Origin of the sequence: Streptacidiphilus cavernicola (genome assembly GCF_042510955.1) — a bacterium.
GTDB lineage: Bacteria > Actinomycetota > Actinomycetes > Streptomycetales > Streptomycetaceae > Streptacidiphilus > Streptacidiphilus cavernicola.
This window is the reverse complement of sequence record NZ_JBHFAB010000034.1, coordinates 26,407-43,393: the sequence shown is the minus strand read 5'-3', so window position 1 is coordinate 43,393 and position 16,987 is coordinate 26,407. Positions and strand designations below refer to the sequence as shown.

14 protein-coding genes are annotated in these 16,987 nt (G+C 69.4%); 6 read left to right on the top strand and 8 right to left on the bottom strand.

All coding sequences use genetic code 11. The features are described from left to right. From ACEZDE_RS31535 to ACEZDE_RS31520, 4 genes are all read left to right on the top strand, one after another. Positions 1 to 837 carry an MBL fold metallo-hydrolase gene (locus ACEZDE_RS31535; protein WP_380543769.1) on the top strand — a complete coding sequence of 279 codons (837 nt, stop codon included), beginning with the start codon at positions 1 to 3 and terminating at the stop codon, positions 835 to 837. Then, a complete protein-coding gene (locus tag ACEZDE_RS31530) occupies positions 830 to 1,366 on the top strand; it encodes a phenolic acid decarboxylase (protein WP_380543766.1) in 537 nt (178 codons plus the stop codon). The genes ACEZDE_RS31535 and ACEZDE_RS31530 overlap by 8 nt, the downstream gene beginning before the upstream one ends. Further along, positions 1,366 to 2,313, top strand: a complete 948-nt coding sequence (locus ACEZDE_RS31525) for a quinone oxidoreductase family protein (protein WP_380543763.1) — start codon at positions 1,366 to 1,368, stop codon at positions 2,311 to 2,313. Before ACEZDE_RS31530 ends, ACEZDE_RS31525 begins: the two co-directional genes overlap by 1 nt. 209 nt (positions 2,314 to 2,522) lie before the next feature. After that, positions 2,523 to 3,788, top strand: coding sequence for an alpha/beta hydrolase (locus ACEZDE_RS31520; protein WP_380543760.1), 1,266 nt, complete (start codon positions 2,523 to 2,525; stop codon positions 3,786 to 3,788). A gap of 237 nt (positions 3,789 to 4,025) precedes the next feature. Here the strand turns inward: ACEZDE_RS31520 and ACEZDE_RS31515 are convergent, their stop codons facing one another. The 6 genes from ACEZDE_RS31515 to ACEZDE_RS31490 form a co-directional block, all read right to left on the bottom strand. Next, complete coding sequence (locus tag ACEZDE_RS31515; protein ID WP_380543757.1) at positions 4,026 to 6,704, bottom strand: LuxR C-terminal-related transcriptional regulator; 2,679 nt, start codon at positions 6,702 to 6,704, stop codon at positions 4,026 to 4,028. 96 nt (positions 6,705 to 6,800) lie between these two features. After that, positions 6,801 to 8,441 (bottom strand): acyl-CoA synthetase, encoded by a 1,641-nt coding sequence (locus tag ACEZDE_RS31510; RefSeq protein ID WP_380543754.1) that lies wholly within the window; start codon positions 8,439 to 8,441, stop codon positions 6,801 to 6,803. 40 nt (positions 8,442 to 8,481) lie between these two features. Beyond that, positions 8,482 to 9,564, bottom strand: coding sequence for a phosphotransferase family protein (locus ACEZDE_RS31505; protein ID WP_380543751.1), 1,083 nt, complete (start codon positions 9,562 to 9,564; stop codon positions 8,482 to 8,484). Further along, a complete protein-coding gene (locus ACEZDE_RS31500) occupies positions 9,561 to 10,310 on the bottom strand; it encodes an SDR family oxidoreductase (protein ID WP_380543748.1) in 750 nt (249 codons plus the stop codon). The genes ACEZDE_RS31505 and ACEZDE_RS31500 overlap by 4 nt, the downstream gene beginning before the upstream one ends. Continuing rightward, positions 10,307 to 11,572, bottom strand: coding sequence for an acyl-CoA dehydrogenase family protein (locus ACEZDE_RS31495; RefSeq protein WP_380543745.1), 1,266 nt, complete (start codon positions 11,570 to 11,572; stop codon positions 10,307 to 10,309). The genes ACEZDE_RS31500 and ACEZDE_RS31495 overlap by 4 nt, the downstream gene beginning before the upstream one ends. A gap of 11 nt (positions 11,573 to 11,583) precedes the next feature. Further along, a complete protein-coding gene (locus tag ACEZDE_RS31490; protein ID WP_380543742.1) occupies positions 11,584 to 12,597 on the bottom strand; it encodes an SMP-30/gluconolactonase/LRE family protein in 1,014 nt (337 codons plus the stop codon). A gap of 167 nt (positions 12,598 to 12,764) precedes the next feature. Here ACEZDE_RS31490 and ACEZDE_RS31485 point away from each other — a divergent pair, with 167 nt between their 5' ends. Continuing rightward, positions 12,765 to 13,943 carry a PucR family transcriptional regulator gene (locus ACEZDE_RS31485; RefSeq protein ID WP_380543739.1) on the top strand — a complete coding sequence of 393 codons (1,179 nt, stop codon included), beginning with the start codon at positions 12,765 to 12,767 and terminating at the stop codon, positions 13,941 to 13,943. 123 nt (positions 13,944 to 14,066) lie between these two features. Then, a complete protein-coding gene (locus tag ACEZDE_RS31480) occupies positions 14,067 to 14,885 on the top strand; it encodes an enoyl-CoA hydratase-related protein (protein WP_380543736.1) in 819 nt (272 codons plus the stop codon). A gap of 37 nt (positions 14,886 to 14,922) precedes the next feature. Here ACEZDE_RS31480 and ACEZDE_RS31475 read toward each other — a convergent pair whose 3' ends face one another. Further along, positions 14,923 to 15,603 carry a response regulator gene (locus ACEZDE_RS31475; protein WP_380543733.1) on the bottom strand — a complete coding sequence of 227 codons (681 nt, stop codon included), beginning with the start codon at positions 15,601 to 15,603 and terminating at the stop codon, positions 14,923 to 14,925. Next, entirely contained in the window at positions 15,600 to 16,916 is a 1,317-nt protein-coding gene (locus ACEZDE_RS31470) for a sensor histidine kinase (protein ID WP_380543730.1), read from the bottom strand. The genes ACEZDE_RS31475 and ACEZDE_RS31470 overlap by 4 nt, the downstream gene beginning before the upstream one ends. Positions 16,917 to 16,987 lie beyond the last annotated feature (71 nt).

Below are 16,987 nucleotides of genomic sequence, written 5' to 3'. Positions count from 1 at the left end.
ATGAACGACCCACTCACCTTCCAGGTCGTCGCCGGCGACTACGGTCTGTCGGGCAATCAGCCCGCCAACTACACGCTCGTGCAGGGGGAGCGCGAGGCCCTGCTGGTGGACGTGCCGTTCGCGCGCTCCGACGCGCACCGGCTGATCGCCGCGATCCTGGACAGCGGTCGCGCGCTGAAGACCATCTTCATCAGCCACGACCACCCCGACCACTTCTTCAGCCTCGACCTCCTCAGCGACACCTTCCCCGAGGCCGTGGTCGTCGCGCATCCCGTGGTCGTCGCCGACATGGGGCGCTCGATCCCGCTCAAGTTCGAGCGCTGGGCCGAGGGGATGGGAGCCAACGCTCCACGGCGCGGTGTCGTGCCGACCCCATGGGAGAAAGGCGAGATCGAGGTCGAGGGCCGCACCCTCAAGATCCTCGGGCCGATGCAGGGCGACCACGTCCACGCGACGGCACTGTGGGACCCCGGCACCCGGACACTGGTCGCCGGCGACCTGCTGTTCAACGGGGTCTTCCTGTTCCTGGGAGAGCACCGCCCCCCGCAGTACGACGACTGGCTGAAGAGCCTCGACGACCTCGAATCGCTGCAGCCCGCGCGCATCATCGCCGGGCACTCGAAGCCGGGGCTGCCCGACGACAGCCTTGCGATCGACTGGAGTCGCCGTTACCTCACCGAGTTCAAGAGAGCGGCCAAGGCCGCCACGTCGTCGGGGGAGATGGCCGACATGCTGCGCGCCGCCTTCCCTGACGCCGTCGGGTTCCCCGGCACCCAGTTCCTACTCGACGTGCCCACTCAAGTCGCCACCGGAGAAATGGAGCCCTGGGATGAGTGACAAGCCCGCGTACCAGGACGAGTTCGAGTCGACCAGGCCGGACGAGATCGCCCCTCTGATCGGCAAGCACCTCATCTACACCTACGACAACGGCTGGGGGTACGAGGTCTACATCCGCAACGAGCGCGCATTCGACTACCGCATCCACGACGGCCCCTTGGCCGGGCGCTGGGTCAACAAACAGGCGGCGCACATCGTGCGACTGGCCGACGGCGTCTACAAGTGGTCGTGGGACGAGCCCACGGGAACCGTCGTGAGCCTCGCCGTCAACCTCAACGAACGCATCTTCCATGGGGCGACGTTCTTCCCGGCATGGATCCCGCTGAATTACGACAAGATCGCGCTGCACCAGAACGAGCATCTGGACGAAATGGCGCACCTGCGGGACCAGGGGCCCACGTATCCGAAACTGGTGATGGACGAGTTCGCCCAGATCACCTTCATCGAAGATCGCGGGCGCGACAACGACGAGGTGATCGATCGCCCGCCGAGCGAGGTGCCCGAGGGCTACATGACGAGGCGCAACTGATGCCGCGGGTCGTCGTCGCACGGGACTACGGCGAGGCAGACGTCCTCGACGTCGTGGAGGTACCTGCCACACCGATCGGGACGGGCGAGGCACGGGTTCGGATCATGGCCGCCGGCGTCAACCCGATCGACTGGAAGCAGTACGCGCCTGCCTTCTACGGCGGCGATCGTGGCAGGCTGCCACTGCGGCTCGGGTCCGAAGCCGCGGGTGTGGTGGTCGAAGCCGCGTACGGCGCGGCCGGCCCCGCCGGCCCGGTGAGGGTCGGTGACGAGGTGATCGTGTTTTCGGTCGGCGGGGCGTACGCCAGCGAGGTCACCGTCTCGGCTGCCGCTCTGCTCCCGAAACCGCCCGAGATGACCTGGGAGCAGGCGGCGAGCCTGATGCTTGCGGGCACGACCGCGATGCACGCCGTCGTCGCGTCCAGGCTGCGCAAGGGCGAGACGCTGCTGGTCCACGCCGCCGCCGGGGGCGTGGGCCAGATGCTCTGCCAGATCGCGGCCGCATGGGATGTCAAGGTGATCGGAACCGCGCGCGAGCGCGACCACGAGATGCTCCGCGGTTGGGGCGTCGAGGCCGTGACGTTCGGCGACGGGCTGGCCGATCGCGTCCGCGCGGCCGCCCCCGGCGGTGTCGACGCCGCGATCGATCTCGTCGGTACTCGGGAGGCGATCGAAGTCTCGACCGGATGCCTCCGCGACAGCAACCGCCTGCTGTCCACCGTCCACAACGACGTCACCTCCGACCTCGGCGTGCGCGTCATCGGCGGGACTGGGCCCGATCACGGCAGCGACATCCGGATGGCGGCGCGCCTGGATCTCGTCGCGCTGGTCGAACGCGGGCAACTGCAGGTCAGTGTCACACAGACGTTCGCGCTGGACGAGGTCGCCGACGCTCACCGCAAGAGCCGCAGCGGCTCGGCTCAGGGCAAGCTTGTCCTCCTTTCCTGAGGCATTTACCACCGAGATTCTTCGACGCAACGCGCCAGGAGGTCACCGATGTCCACTCCCACAAACGGATGGCTAGATGAACCTGCCTCAAGACCAAAGCCTGTGACGATCCGGCATCGCCGCGATTTGGGATCAAGGTCGTAGACGCACCCACCCACCATATGATCAGGCCGCCAAGTCTTGATTCTGTATTGAATGGAACATTCGCTGTGACAACGTCGCTGGAACCAGTACCAGAATCATCACTTCCGGAATCATCGGGACCGGAACCGGCAACGAAGCGCTCGATCGGCCGGATCACGCTGATGGTGATTGCGGTGGTGATCGGTTTGTACATCCTGATCGCTCAACTGCTTGCGGTCATACCTGTCCACTGGACCAAACCCGCCCTCCAATGGGCACCTACGCAGATGGCGATCCTGGGTATTGATATCTATATCCGAGATCCGCTCGGTTCGTGGAATCTGGTTCTCGCTGTTGTCGCCGTGGTCGCGGCGATACTGGCATGGCGAGCGCGCGCAACCCGATGGGCACGCATCGTATCGGTCGGCACCTCGGTTGGGCTGGTGCTGTCCATCGTTGCCGCCATCGGTCTGGCCGCGGTTGCCCACACCGCGACCGGAAAGTGGATCCTGTTCGCGCCCTCGGTTCCTTTTCTCCAGGCGGGTGATGCGCCAAACGAGACCATCACCTATGCAACCCTCGACGGGAAACCGATTCAGGCGGACCTATATCTTCCCGCGAAATCGAACACTCCGGCACCGCTGGTGGTCTCCATCCACGGCGGTGGCTTCATTGGCGGGTCGAAGCGCACCAACCCCTTCACGACGTGGCTCGCCGGCCACGGTTATGCGGTGATGGATGTCGAATATCGTCTCGCCGACAAGGACCACCCCCGTTGGAACACTGCGGATGCCGACGTCGGCTGCGCTATCACCTGGGCGGTCGCGAACGCTTCGCATTACCACTGGGATATGAACCGGGTTGCGACCATGGGCGATTCGGCGGGCGGAAATCTCTCGATCAACGTCGCCTACAAGAGCAACAACGGCGCTCTGCAGCCGACCTGTGGAACCGCTGCCGACCTGCCCAAGATCCGTGCCGCCGTCGCCGAATATCCAGCGGTCGATCTCACCGACTCGGGGACCGACACCGCAATGGGCGACCAACTCACCCCGAAGTACATCGGCGGAAGTGTCGCTGAGTATCCCGACCGTTACGCTGCCACGGACTCCGCGCCGCAGATCAGTCCCAAGTCTCCGCCCACCCTGATCCTGCAGGGCGGAAACGACCACCTCGTCCTTGCTTCGCGCACTGCGGCTTTCGTCCAGAAACTGACCGATGCCGGGATCACCAACCGAACTATCCAGTTCCCATTCACCGATCACGGCTTCGGCCTGGTCGATCTCGGCACTCAAGCGCAGGCCGGTCGCATTGCGGTTCTGGACTGGCTCGAGCGCTACGACGGCTCCTAACCGGCCAGACGCCGCGTCACCATTGGTGACGCGAAGCCAGCCCCGGTCGCGCGATCAGGGCACAGCGGACGAACCCTGGGATACCTGATGTTATGAGGGGGACTTCCCTTGCGCGTGACGCTAGGAAGTCCCCCACCATGAGCCGAGTGCGGTCAACGGCGCCGTCGCCAGGATGTGCGACCGTCATCCGGCATTCACCCGACTGCCCAGCAGCATCATCGAGTGTCTGGGCGGGTTTCACCGCGCCCGTGCGTACTGTGCGAGGAGTCTGAGCGTGCGAGCGCGCTCGACGGCCTCGCCCCGGCTGTTGACGTCGAGCTTGCTGTAGATGTGGCGAAGGTGGACCTTGATCGTGTTCGGCGATACGAACAGCTCGCTCGCGATCTCGCCGGTTCTGAGATGCGACGGCAGGTAGCGCAGGACGCGCAACTCGGCCTCCGACAGCGGCTCCGGCATGGAGGGCGTGCGAAGGCTCTCCTGCGCTGGTGAGGTACCTGCCAGCAGGTCGAGGATCTCCGAGATCAGCGAAGGGTGCGAGGTACGGTCCCGGCGATGGCGTTCGAGCAGCTCCGGGGCGGGATGGAGCAGAAACGGCAGGATCAGGCGGTCCGGTTCGGCCAGATCGAGCGCCGTTTCCAGTGCAGCAGTGGATGCACCGCGTTCGCCCAGGGCCTCGCGTGCCAGCGCCTCCAGCAGGAAGGTCTGCACCTGCCATACCTGCAGGTTGGGTCCGACCGATGTGCCGTCGAGCACCGGTTCGAGCGCGGCCACCGCACCCTCCGCGTCGCCTTCGGTGAGTCGCAGCACCGCCAAGGCCTGGCACATCGCCGTGGCGTCGTGCTGGTTGCTCTCGGCGGCGGCCAATGCCTGCTCCGCGCGACGGGTGTCCCCGAGGCGTACCAGGGTCTGGGTATGCAGAGATCGGGTACGAGCGGTGAGCGGGTGGTGGGCCACTAGTCGCTCACCGAGCGCCGCTCCGGTGCAGAAGGCGCTCAGCGCCTCATGGTGCCGACCATGTGCGAGTTCATACAGGCCGCGGGCGTAGTGGAGCAGCATGGCCACGGCCGGGTAGAGCTCGTCGCGGGAGGATGCCTCGGCCCGTTCGAGCCATGGCTCGGCCTCTTCGATCCGGGCCTGCCAGAGCATCGGCACGGCCAGCGCGACGCACGGGATGGCGATGATCGGTTCCTGGGACCAGCCGTTCCGCTCAGCCAGTTGGAGGGCCTGATGACTGCGCTCCGGCACCAGGTCCAGCGACCACAGATGTGCGACGAGCGCCGCGTGCGCGAGGCCGTTGAACTCGAGGTAGGGCCGTTCGAGCTGGCGCGCGAGGGAGATGCCCTGCGCCAGGTACCGCTCCGGTTCATCGACACGCATCAGCCAGGACTCGGCGATGCCGAGGCTGACCAGCCCGAGTGCGCGCATGTCCGCGCGCAGCGGAATCCCGGGAAGCAGCGGGGTTTCGGGCGCGAGGAGGCGCTCGGCGCTCTCGAAGACAGCGGGGAGGTTGCCGCGGAGCCGGGCGAGGTTGAGCCGGAGGATGGCAAGCATGGCCTGCAGTGCGTGTCGGCGATCGTCCGGCAACGAGGCCGAGCCGCGCTCTGCGATCGCCAGCAGTTCTTCAGCTCGGTCGGCGGATCCACGATTCAGGTGGTCGGCCGCCGCCACCGCGGCGAGCTGCGGGTCGCTCGGCGTAGCATCGGCGGGGAACCCGTCAAGCAGCTCGTGCCCGGTGGACGCCTGGCCGTCGAGTTCGAGGGCGAACCAGTGGTCGGCCAGCAGTGTGCTCGCGAGCGCCCAATCCCCGCCGGCCTGCGCGTGGCGGATCGCCTCGACCGGCCGATCGTGCTTGGTGTACCACTCGGTTGCCGTGCGGTGCAGGGTGGGGAGTTCGTCCGGTTCGGTTCGGCGCAGTTCGAGGCGCAGGAGATCGGCGAAGAGGTGGTGGTAGCGGAACGAGGATCTCGTGGGATCGAGAGACACGGTGAACGCGCCCGAGTCCTCGAGGTCCTGCAAGATCCGCTCGCTGCCGACGTCGCCGGTCAAGGCGTCGGCCAAGGGCCCGTCGATGCGCTCAAGGATCGAGGTGCGCAGCAGGAGCCGCCGAACAGCGGCGGGCTGTCGGCCGAGCACTTCGGCCAGGAGGTACTCGGCGACGGTCCGCTCACCGCCGGAGAACTCGATCGCGAACCGCTCCGGATCCGAATGCCGGGCAAGCAGGAGAGCGGCAAGGCGAAGTCCGGCAGCCCAGCCCTCCGCGCGCTCGTACAGCAGCCCGACGGCCGACTCCGACAGCTGGACGCCGGCCGCGTCGAGCAGCGCGCGGGCCTCGTCGGGCGTGAAGCGGAGGTCGTCGGCGCGGATCTCGGTGATCCGATCCTCGAGGCGCAGCCGGTGTAGGCCGAGCGGCAGGTCGTGCCGGGTCGCGAGGACGAGGCGGAGCGCGCCCGTGCTGCGCTTCAGGAGCAGTGCGAGCTGGTGCAGCGTCTCCTCGGAGCGCACTTCGTGAAGGTCGTCGATGACCAGGTACACGGGTTCTTCGAGCGCCTCCAGATCCTCCACCAGGCGCTCGACGATCTCGAATCCGTTCAGGTCGGGGGCGGGTGTCAGCGCTCGGACGAGACCTGAGCCGGGAACGGTGCCCCGGATTTCGTCGAGCACGGTGAGCCAGAAGCGCTGGGGGTCATGGTCCTCGCGTTCCACCGACACCCAGGCGGTACGGGCGGCCAGTCCGGCCGCCTCAACCCATGACCGGAGCAGGACGGTCTTCCCGCTCCCTGCCGGCGCGACGATGATCGTGAGCATGCCTGCCCCGCCGAGTCGCTCGAACAGTGCCGGACGAGCGATCGTGTGCAGTTCTGCCTTGGGATGGACGGCGAAAGTGCCGTGCCCCGGAGGCAGCGAGGTCGCAGTCATGCCTCTGACCTCCTACCCAGAGAACGTCCCACCATACGTGGAGTCGAGAGCCAGGCTAGCCATGGACGACGCGAGGAGCCCGCCGACGCGCTGCGGTCACAGGTCGCGCAGTGCGCGCCGCAGCACCTTCCCGGTCGCGTTGCGGGGAAGCTGATCGACGAGGACGACGTCGCGCGGGACCTTGTAACGGGCGAGATTCGCCCTGACGTACGCCTTGATCTCCTCCGCGCTGACGGTGGCGCCGGGGCTGGGGACGACGACGGCGCGCAGACGGGTGCCGAACTCTGGGTCCTCGACGCCGATGACGGCCACCTCCTGGACGTCGGCACGCTCGGCGAGCAGGTTCTCGATCTCGAGCGGGTAGACGTTCTCGCCGCCGGAGACGATCATGTCGTCGTCGCGGCCGTCGATGTGCAGGAGTCCGTGGGCGTCGAGGTGGCCGATGTCGCCGGTGGTCATGTAGCCGTCGATGACCTGCTTGTGGCGGCCGTCGGTGTAGCCCTCGAACGGTATGGCGCTGCGCACGAACACGCGGCCGGGCAGGTGGGCTTCGGTGATGCGCCGGTCCTGTCCGTCGAAGATGGCGACCTCGGACGTCAGCGGTGGTCGGCCGACCGTGCCGGGGGCGAGGCGCAGATCCTTCGGCTGGGCCACCGCGGCGATGCCGACCTCGGTGGATCCGTAGATGTTGTGCAGGACCGCGCCGAAGATGTCCTGGGTCCGGGTGGCGAGTTCCGGGGAGAGCGCCGAGCCGGACACGGCGATGGTCTTCAGCGCGGAGAGGTCGTAGCCGCGGATGACCTCCGGTCCCAGTTGGAGGATCCGCTGCAGCATGGTCGGGACCGCGACCAGCATGTCCGCGCGGTGTGCGGCCAGCATCCGCAGGGTGTTCTCCGGGTCGAAGCGACGGGCGAGCACGATCTTGTTGCCCAGTGCGGTGCCCACGACCCAGTTGCTGAACCCGGTCGAGTGGAAGACCGGCGACGCGATCAGTATCGTGCCGCGGCGCGGGAAGGGGATGCGGTCGACCAGTTGGACGCTGGCGAGCGGAGTCACCTTGGTGCGCGGTGCGCCCTTGGGAAGCCCGGTGGTGCCGCTGGTGAGGATGGTGAAGCCGCCCGGTCGCTGGGGTGGCGGCGGCACCGCGCGGCTCCCTGTGGCGATCAGGTCGTCCAGGACCTGGGCCCCGGGCGGCACGCTGTGTCCCTCGTCCACCCAGGTGAGGATGCGCGGGAGCGAGGAGGGCAGGGCGTCCAGCAGGTCGTTGAACTCGCTGTCGTGCAGCATGGCTCGCACCCGTTCGCGTGCGGCGACCTCGGCGAACTGCGGTTTGGCGAAGCCGGTGTTCATCAGGGCCAGCCGCAGTCCGGCGCGACCTGCCGCACTGATCGCCAGGATCAGGCCGCGGTGGTCGCGGGCCAGGACACCGGCCACGGACCCCGGGGTCAGCCCCATCGCGAGCAGGGCGTTGGCCAGGGCGTTCGACTGTTCGTCGAGTTCGCGGTAGGTCAGGACGCCGCGCTCGTCGGCGAGGGCCGGCGCGTCCGGAGCGCGCCGAGCCACAGCCATGATCATCGATGCCGGGGGGCCGTAGACGTTGTTGTTCCGGGCCGCGCGCAGGGTGAGGTCCAGCCTGGTGAGGTCGATGACCCCGGTCCGGTGCAGGCGGACCACGGCGTGGGCGGACCGGGCGGCGTCGCGCAGCCGGGTGGTGAGCGGGTCGGACGTCGAAGGCATGGGTGGATACCTTTCGGGTCATGGGGGTTCGACGGTGGGGTCATCTGCTGGTGCGCATGATGCGGCGGCAGCGGCGTTCCAGCAGGACGACGGCGAGGCCGAAGAACCGGAACTGCGGGTTGGTGGTCTGCTTGTGGTGGTAGCGGTAGTAGATCTGCTGGCAGATCGCGGCCAGTCGGAACAGGCCGAAGACCTCGTAGAAGGCCCATTCGCGTTCGGTCAGGCCGATGCCGGTGCGGGCGCAGTAGTGGTCGACGACCTCGCGCCGGGTGAGCATCCCGGGTGCGTGGGTGGGCTGGCGGCGGAAGAGCTTGAACGCCGCACTGTCGTCCTGCTGGACCCAGTAGGCGAGCGCCCCGCCCAGTTCCATCAGCGGGTCGCCGATGGTCGCCATCTCCCAGTCGAGCAGTCCGATGGGGCGGGTGGGATCGGTGCGGTCCAGGACGAGGTTGTCGAAGCGGAAGTCGTTGTGGACGGGCACGGCTGCGCGGTCCGCGGGCTGGTTCTCGTCCAGCCAGGACATCACTGCCTCGAACGAGCTGACGTTCCACGTCCTGGCCTGGCGGTAGCGGTTGGACCAGCCGGCGATCTGGCGGCCGACGTAGCCGGGTCCCTTGGACATCCACGTCAGTCCGGCTGCCTCGGGGTCGACGGAGTGGAGTTGGACCAGTACGTCGAGGGCGTTGACGCAGAGCTCGCGGACCCGCGCCGGAGCCGTGTCGACTTCCCGCGGCAGCTCCTTGCGGGGGATGAGGCCGTCCAGGCGCTCCATCAGATAGAAGGGGGCGCCGATGATGTCCTCGTCCTCGCACAGGGCGACCGTGGCCGGCGCGTAGGCGAAATGCGGTCGCAGGGCGCTCTGGACGCGGTATTCGCGTGCCATGTCGTGCGCCCCGTCGGCGCGCCGCCCGCCGGGTGGCCGCCGCAGGATGAGGTCCCGGTCCGGATACTCCAGCAGATAGGTCAGGTTCGATGCGCCACCGCTGAACTGACGCACCGCCGGGAGAGCGGACAAGGTGTCGTCCGCGAGATGGGCGCGCAGCCACACGGCCAGGGCGGCGACGTCGAATGCATCCTCGGTCCGCACGCTGCGGGCCTCCGACGGGGCGGACACTGGGTTCACGTCAGCCTCCTGACGACCGGGAGCGGGAGCCGTTTCATCAGCACGGCCAGGGGTGCCCAGGGCCAGCGGGGAACGTAGGCGACGCTCTTGCGCGCTTCGATGGCGCGCACCATGGCCGTCACGCCGGGCTCGGTGTCGACCATGAACCGGGTGCGCTCGGCCGCGGCGGCGTTCATCTCGGAGCGGATGTAGCCGGGGCAGATCAGCGAGACGTCGACCCCCGGAATGCGTTCCGCGCGCAGTCCCTCGGCGAGCGCGGCCACGCCCGCCTTGCTGGCGGCGTAGGTGGTCATCGACCGCCGCATGCCGCGCAGGGCGGCGAAGGAGGAGACGAGGACCAGGTGCCCGCGGTGCTGGGCGCGGAAGACGGCCAGCGCGTGCTCGCTCTGCGAGAGCGCGCCGAGGAAGTTCGTCGTCGCCGTGCGGCGGTTGGCCGCCTGGCCGCCGGTGCCCAGCGGTGCCCCGTCACCGGTGCCGGCGTTGACGATGACCCGGTCCAGGGTCCCGAACTGCGCGCGGAACGCCTCGAAGACGGCCTGCACGGCGTCGTCGTCGGTGACGTCGAGTTCGGCGATCCGCACCTGGATGCCGGGGTGTGCGGCGGTGAGTTCGTCACGCAGGGCGGTGAGGCGGTCCAGGCGGCGCGCGCACAGCCCGAGCCCGTAGCCCAGGGCGGCGAACTGGCGGGCCATCTCCTCGCCCAGCCCGGAACTGGCGCCGGTGATCACGATCGTTCCCCTGGTCATCGCGCGGCCTGCTGCGCGTGCTTGGCCAGTTCCAGGCGGCCGACCAGGTCGAGGTGGACCTCGTCGGGTCCGTCGGCGAGCCGGATGGCGCGTGCGGTGGACCAGGCCGCCGACAGCGGCAGGTCGTCGGACAGGCCCGCCCCGCCGTGGATCTGCATGGCGAAGTCGATGACCTCCTGCGCCATGGCGGGGACGTGAGCCTTGATCTGGCTGATCTCGCTCAGGGCGCCCAGGGCGCCGACGGTGTCCAGCTTCCAGGCCGCGTTGAGCACGAGCAGCCGTGCCGCGTCGATCGCGATCCGCGCTTTCGCGATGCGCTCGCGGTTCCCGCCCAGGCGGGCGATCGGCCGCCCGAAAGCGGTGCGCTCCAGGCCCCGCCGGCACGCCGCCTCAAGGGCCGTCTCGGCGAGTCCGATCAGGCGCATGCAGTGGTGGACGCGGCCGGGCCCGAGCCGCCCCTGGGCGATCTCGAAGGCCCGTCCCGGGCCGAGCACGATGCTGGTGGCAGGTACCCGCACGTCCGTGAAGGAGACCTCGCCGTGCCCGAAGGGCTCGTCGTAGCGGCCCATCGCGGGGAGCAGCCGCTCCACGGTGACCCCTGGTGCGTCGACGGGAACCAGCACCGTCGTGTGCCGCCGGTGCTTGTCGGCGTCCGGGAAGGTGAGCCCCATGAAGAGGATGACGGCGCAGTCGGGGTGACCGATGCCGGTGGTCCACCACTTGCGGCCGTTCAGCACGACCTCATCGCCGTCGAGGACCGCGGTGGCGGCCATGTTCGTCGCGTCCGACGACGCCACCTCCGGCTCGGTCATCCCGAACGCCGATCGGATGCTCCCGTCCAGCAGGGGATCGAGCCACCGGTCGCGTTGCGCCTGGTCTCCGTACTGGAGCAGCACCTCCATGTTGCCGGTATCGGGCGCGTTGCAGTTGAACACGTGCGGTGCCAGGAAAGAGCGGCCGGTCAGCTCGGCGATCGGGGCGTAGTCCGTGTTGGTCAGACCCGTGCCACCGTCGGTACCGAACCGCGCGGCGTAGTCGCCGGCATGGGCCGCGGGCAGGAACAGGTTCCACAGTCCCGCCTTGCGCGCCTCGGCCCGCAACTCGGCGAGAAGGGGGAGCGGAACCCAGGGATCGCCTCCGCTCTCACGCAGGGCGGCGACGTCGCGGTGGTACTGCGCCTCGATGGGGAGTATCCGCTCGTCGATGAAACGGCCCACCCGCTCGCTCAGATCGGCGGCGCGGGCACTGGGAGTGAAATCCATGTCTCTTGCCTTCAGTTCGATTCAGTGGGAGCGATGCGCGGAACCGTAGTGATCGCCAGCGCCGATTCATCGAGGCTGCCGAGAACCAAGGTGCCCGCTTCTTCCGCGATACCGGTGACCATGGCGTACGCGGTCCCGTCCGTCTGCAGGTCGTGGATGATCGATCCGTGGAGGTCGACGCCGACCACCCATGCGGTGCGCTTCGGCGCCGGCTTCAGCCGCTCGGGAAGCCGCCACACCATCCGCCGCAGCACCCCCGGGCGCGGCAGCAGGGCGTCGAGCAGCGGGTTGCGCGGCGAGGCGAGCGCGACCCAGATCAGTCCGTCGCTGCCCAGCGCGATGTTGTCGGGGAAGCCGGGCAGGTTGTCGACCAGCGTCTCCCGCGTGCCCGCCTTCGGACCACGCAGCCAGTACCGGCTCAGCCGGTACGCCCCCGTTTCGGCGAAGACCAGCGCTTCGCGCTCGGGCGTGAAGGCGACCCCGTTCGCGAACTGCAGACCGTCGAGCAGGACGTCCACCGCACCGTCGGGGGACAGCCGCAGCAGCCGTCCGGTGCCCGAGTGTTCGAGCAGGTCACCCATCCACTGCTCGAACGGCCAGCGGCGCGACGACGCGGTGAAGTAGATCATCCCGTCGTCCGGGTCCTGCACGACATTGCTCGCGAAGTTCAGCAGTTCCCCGTCGATGCGGTCGACCAGGACCTCGATCGACCTGCCGGGCCCGCCCCAGCGCAGCAGCCCCCGATGGGCGTCGCACACGAGCAGCGAGCCGTCCGGCCCGGCGTGCAGCCCCAGCGGGCGGCCTCCGGTGTTCGCCACCGAATCGACCGCGCCGGTGACGATGTCGACCCGGAGCAGGGCGCCGTCCGCGGTCCCGGTGTAGACGCACCCGTCGGCGCCGAAGACGACGTCCTCGGGGCCGTGACCGGGCAGCTCGACGCGCCGCAGGACATCCGCGGACGGCGAACCGGGGCTCCGTCCCGCCCGCTGCGGTGCGGTCGGCGGGGACCAGCGAACCGGCTCCATCCGGGGACCGGAACGAATAACTCTGTCCATCGCGTCTCCAGTCCGAGGCCAGCAGTGCGGCTCTGTGCATATGCAATGCTAGAGACGGGCGAAAGCCCGATGAATAGGCATTCGACCCGCCGATGATGTGCCTGTGCACATTCGAACGAACTGGAGGACGGCCCCGCATGGAGTTGAGACCGGGCGGCCCCGAGATCCGGCTCGACGCGCACCGACGCGGGATCGCGGCCCGGATCGCGGCGATCATCTCCGAGGTCGATCCGGAACTGAACGCGATCGCCGCCGACCTGGCCCAGCTCTACCAGCAGCGCATCCCCCGGTACGACCAGGTCGACGCCAACTCGATCGAGCACAACACGCACACTGTGCTGCGCATCGTCGTCGACCAGCTGCGCGGTGATTCGGCCCACGCGAACACCGAGGAACTGACGGCGCTCGCCCGCGGCTGGGCGGTCCAACGGATCCCCCTGGATCTCGTCGCCCACAGCATCCAGATCGGCGCGCGCAGGGTCTTCGAGCTCATCCGGCAGCGCGCGACAGCACAGGGCCTGCCTGCCACGGTGATCGACGAAATGCAGGATCTCACCTGGGAGTGGGCGACGGCCTCCGCCACGGCCGTGCACCTGGTCCTGCAGGAACAGGCCGTGGTCGGGGCCGCACACCGCGCCGACTTCCTCCGCCGCCTCCTCGACGGAGCCATCCCGCCCACGGCGCTGGTCGCCGAAGCGCGAAACCAGCGACTCGACCCGGGGCACCACTACCGAGTCGCCTGCACGGCCTGGGACGAGACCGCTGCGACCTCGGACCTACTGGCGGCGCTGCGTGCCCACGGAGCCACCGCGAAGCTCCCCGTCGTCGACACCGTCATCGACCGGCATCTGGTTGCCCTGCTCCCTCGGACTCCCGGCCAACTGCCGCCCCCTGCGACCGTCGCACTCGGCCCCGCGATGCCCCTCGGAACCGCTTCCACTTCCTACCGACAGGCCCGGCGAGCCCTCGACCTCGCCACGCGCTTCGGCAGAGGCGGCCTCGTCGACCTCGCCACGCTGGGCCCCCTGCCCCTGCTCGGCGCGGCCGAGGACGCGGCAGACCTGCTCACCGAGAGGCACCTCGCCCCCCTGCACCAACACGGCTCCGCCGGCACGGAGATCATCGCCACCGTCGAGACCTACCTCGACTGCGACCGCCGCATCGACGACACCGCCGCCGCGCTCTACCTGCACCGCAACACCGTCCGCAACAGGCTCACCCGCTTCGCCGAACTGACCGGACTGGACCTCGACCGCACCGACGACCTGGTCGTCGCCTGGTGGCTGCTGAACCGGGAGCGGCAGCAGACCGGCTGAGTGAGGAGCGGCCCTGGATGTGCACCAGCACATTCCAGCCGTGTCGTGCGCCTATGTATGCCGGAGTTGATCATTTCTAGCATTGCGGATGCACATGACCCCCAAGTGAAAGGACCCCCGGACATGTCCACGAGTCAGGGAGACAACTCCGGCGCCGACCTGGTGCTCGCCGAGCGGCACGGGGCCGTGCTGCTGCTGACGCTCAACCGGCCGGACCGTCTCAACGCCTGGACCTTCGCCCTGGAGGAGCGCTATTTCCAGCTCCTCGATCAGGCCGAGGCCGACCCCGAGGTGCGGGCCGTCGTCGTCACCGGGGCGGGGCGCGGTTTCTGCGCCGGAGCCGACCTGTCGGACCTGCAGATGGTCAGCAGCCTCGACCGGACGGATGTCGAGCTAGCCGCTCCTGCCCGTCCCCGCGAGCGCCCGCTCTCCCTGCGGAAGCCGCTGATCGCCGCGATCAACGGCGCGGCCGTCGGTCTCGGCCTGGTCGAGGCGCTCTACTGCGATCTGCGCTTCAGCACCTCGGAGGCGAAGCTGGGAACCGCGTTCGCCCAGCGCGGCCTGATCGCCGAGTACGGCATCGCCTGGCTGCTGCCCCGCATCGTCGGCCAGAGCCGCGCGCTGGACCTGCTGCTGTCCGGTCGGCTGATCCGGGGCCAGGAGGCGCTGGCGATGGGCCTGGTCGACCGGGTCGTGGAGCCCGAAGAGCTGGTGGAGGCCGCGATCGCCTACGCCGCCGACCTGGCCGCTTTCTCCTCCCCGAACTCGATGAGCCTCATCAAGGACCAGGTGTTCCGCGCGATGGACTGCGACCTGCCGACCGCCATCGCCCACGCCGAAGGGCTCATGCTCGAATCCTTCGGCCACCCTGATGCCGCCGAGGGCGTCATGGGTTTCCTGGAGCGCCGCCCGCCGAACTTCCAGCCGCTCGCTCTGACCTGAACCGGGGGCACCGAGCTTCGAGGCGTCGCATCAGACGTCACTCGCGCCGCGGCCGGTCGTTGCGGACCAGGCCGGCCTCGTAGGCGATGATCACGGCGTGGACGCGGTCGCGGGCGCCGATCCTGGTGAGGACCCGGCTCACATGGGTCTTGATCGTGGATTCGGAGAGCACCAGCTGCCGGGCGATCTCGGTGTTCGTCAGGCCTTCTGCCACGGCCTGCAGTACTTCGCGCTCGCGCCCGGTCAGGTTGGCCACGCGCGGGTCCACCCGGTCGTCGGCGCCTTCGGCGTCGGGGGCGTGCTTCAGGAAGGTGTCGAGGAGTCGGCGGGTCAGCGCCGGGGCGACCACGGCGTCCCCGGCGGCGACGGCGCGGATGCCGGCCAGGAGCTCCTCCGGCAGGGCGTCCTTGAGCAGGAAGCCGCCGGCCCCGGCGCGGAGCGCGCTGTAGGCGTAGGCGTCCAGGTCGAAGGTGGTCAGCACCAGCACTTTGGAGCGGCCGCCCGAGGCGACGATGCGCCGGGTGGCCTCGATGCCGTCCATTCCGGGCATTCGGATGTCCATCAGGACCACGTCCGGGCGCAGCTCCGCCGCCAGGCGCACGGCCTCGGCGCCGTGCGCGGCCTGCCCGACGACACTGGTGTCGGGGTTGTTCTCGAGCAGCAGCTTGAAGCCGAGCCGCTGCAGCGGCTGGTCGTCGACGATGAGCACGGTGGTCAAGACCGGTCCTCTTCCGATGGGGGCTTTTGGTCGAGCGGCAGGACGGCGTGGACCAACCAGCCGCCGTCGCCGGTCGGGCCCGCACGGGCGGATCCGCCGGCGAGGGAGGCGCGCTCGTGGATGCCGACCAGTCCCTGCCCGTCCGGGCCCCCCTCGCGCGGTTGCGTGGGTGCGCCGTCCGGGCGGCCGGTGTCCTGGACGCGTACGTCGACCTGCTGCCCGCCGACGCGCAGGACTACCTGCACACTGGTCGCGGGTCCGGCGTGTTTGAGGCTGTTGGTCAGTGCTTCCTGGACGATGCGGTAGACGGTGAGCTGGATACCGGGCGGCAGGGTGTCGAGGTCGCCGGAGGTGCGGTGGGAGATCCGCGGTCCGGCAGCCTGGATCCGTTCCAGCAGCGGGGCCAGGTCGGCGAGGCCGGGTTGCGGGGCCAGTTCGTCGGCGGCCAGTGGCTGGTCGGCGCTCTCGCTGAGGGCGCTCAGGGTGCGGCGCAGTTCGCTGAGCGCCTGCCGGGCCGTGCCAGCGATGACGGGGAGCACCTCGGCGCCGCTGGCGGGGTTGTTGGCGGCCGCGTAGCCGCCCCCGTCGGCGAGGCCGATGATGACGGCCAGGTTGTGGCCGATGATGTCGTGCATCTCGCGGGACACGCGGGAGCGTTCGGCGAGGGTCGCCAGCTGCACCCGCTGCTCGCGCTCCACCTCCAGTCGGTGCGCCCGGTCGGCCAGCGCGCTCAGCTGTGCCTGGCGCGCCCGCACCACCAGGGCCAGGGTCGCGGCGGCGACGGAGGTGGCGCACAGGAAGAACAAGCTGTACAGGGGTTGCTGCTCGAACGGCTTGACCCGGTACGCGGACACCGCCAGGCCGGCCACCAGGAACGGTGCGGGCCACAGCAGCCGGTTCAGCCGTTCGTAGCGGGCCATCGAGTAGATCGCGATCAGCAGGCCGACGACGCTGCGCTGCGACTGGCCCCACCACGCCCACTGCACCACGCAGGCGGCCAGGACCACCGCCAGCACCGCCAGCGGTACGCGCCGCCGCCACACCAGAGGCACCGACTGGCCCAGCACGGTCAGCACCAGCAGCGCGACCGGTCCTTGAACCGCCGCCTGGCCGTCCCTGCCCTGGTTCGGGGCGACCAGGCCCGCCGTGAGCAGCACCAGCGCCAGGGCCGTGTCCAGGAGCAGTGGTCTGCGCCGGACAGCCTCGCGCAGCCGACGGCCCCGGCGGACCGCCCGGCGGGCCAGCGGACTGCCCCACATCTCCTCGAACTCGGGAGGGAACACCTCCTGCGGCGGGGGGCTGCCGGCGCTCACGATCTCGACACCTGTTCCTCCGGGTTCCCGTGGTTCACCTGCGCAAAGGCCCCCACGGCCACTGTAGGGCG

What these genes read in the sequence shown, in the direction of transcription:
- ACEZDE_RS31510 (WP_380543754.1), bottom strand. Translation starts at nt 8,441, where the DNA reads ATGCCTTCGACGTCCGACCCGCTCACCACCCGGCTGCGCGACGCCGCC.
- ACEZDE_RS31485 (WP_380543739.1), top strand. Translation starts at nt 12,765, where the DNA reads ATGGAGTTGAGACCGGGCGGCCCCGAGATCCGGCTCGACGCGCACCGA.
- ACEZDE_RS31490 (WP_380543742.1), bottom strand. Translation starts at nt 12,597, where the DNA reads ATGGAGCCGGTTCGCTGGTCCCCGCCGACCGCACCGCAGCGGGCGGGA.
- ACEZDE_RS31515 (WP_380543757.1), bottom strand. Translation starts at nt 6,704, where the DNA reads ATGACTGCGACCTCGCTGCCTCCGGGGCACGGCACTTTCGCCGTCCAT.
- ACEZDE_RS31495 (WP_380543745.1), bottom strand. Translation starts at nt 11,572, where the DNA reads ATGGATTTCACTCCCAGTGCCCGCGCCGCCGATCTGAGCGAGCGGGTG.
- ACEZDE_RS31530 (WP_380543766.1), top strand. Translation starts at nt 830, where the DNA reads ATGAGTGACAAGCCCGCGTACCAGGACGAGTTCGAGTCGACCAGGCCG.
- ACEZDE_RS31500 (WP_380543748.1), bottom strand. Translation starts at nt 10,310, where the DNA reads ATGACCAGGGGAACGATCGTGATCACCGGCGCCAGTTCCGGGCTGGGC.
- ACEZDE_RS31480 (WP_380543736.1), top strand. Translation starts at nt 14,067, where the DNA reads ATGTCCACGAGTCAGGGAGACAACTCCGGCGCCGACCTGGTGCTCGCC.
- ACEZDE_RS31525 (WP_380543763.1), top strand. Translation starts at nt 1,366, where the DNA reads ATGCCGCGGGTCGTCGTCGCACGGGACTACGGCGAGGCAGACGTCCTC.
- ACEZDE_RS31535 (WP_380543769.1), top strand. Translation starts at nt 1, where the DNA reads ATGAACGACCCACTCACCTTCCAGGTCGTCGCCGGCGACTACGGTCTG.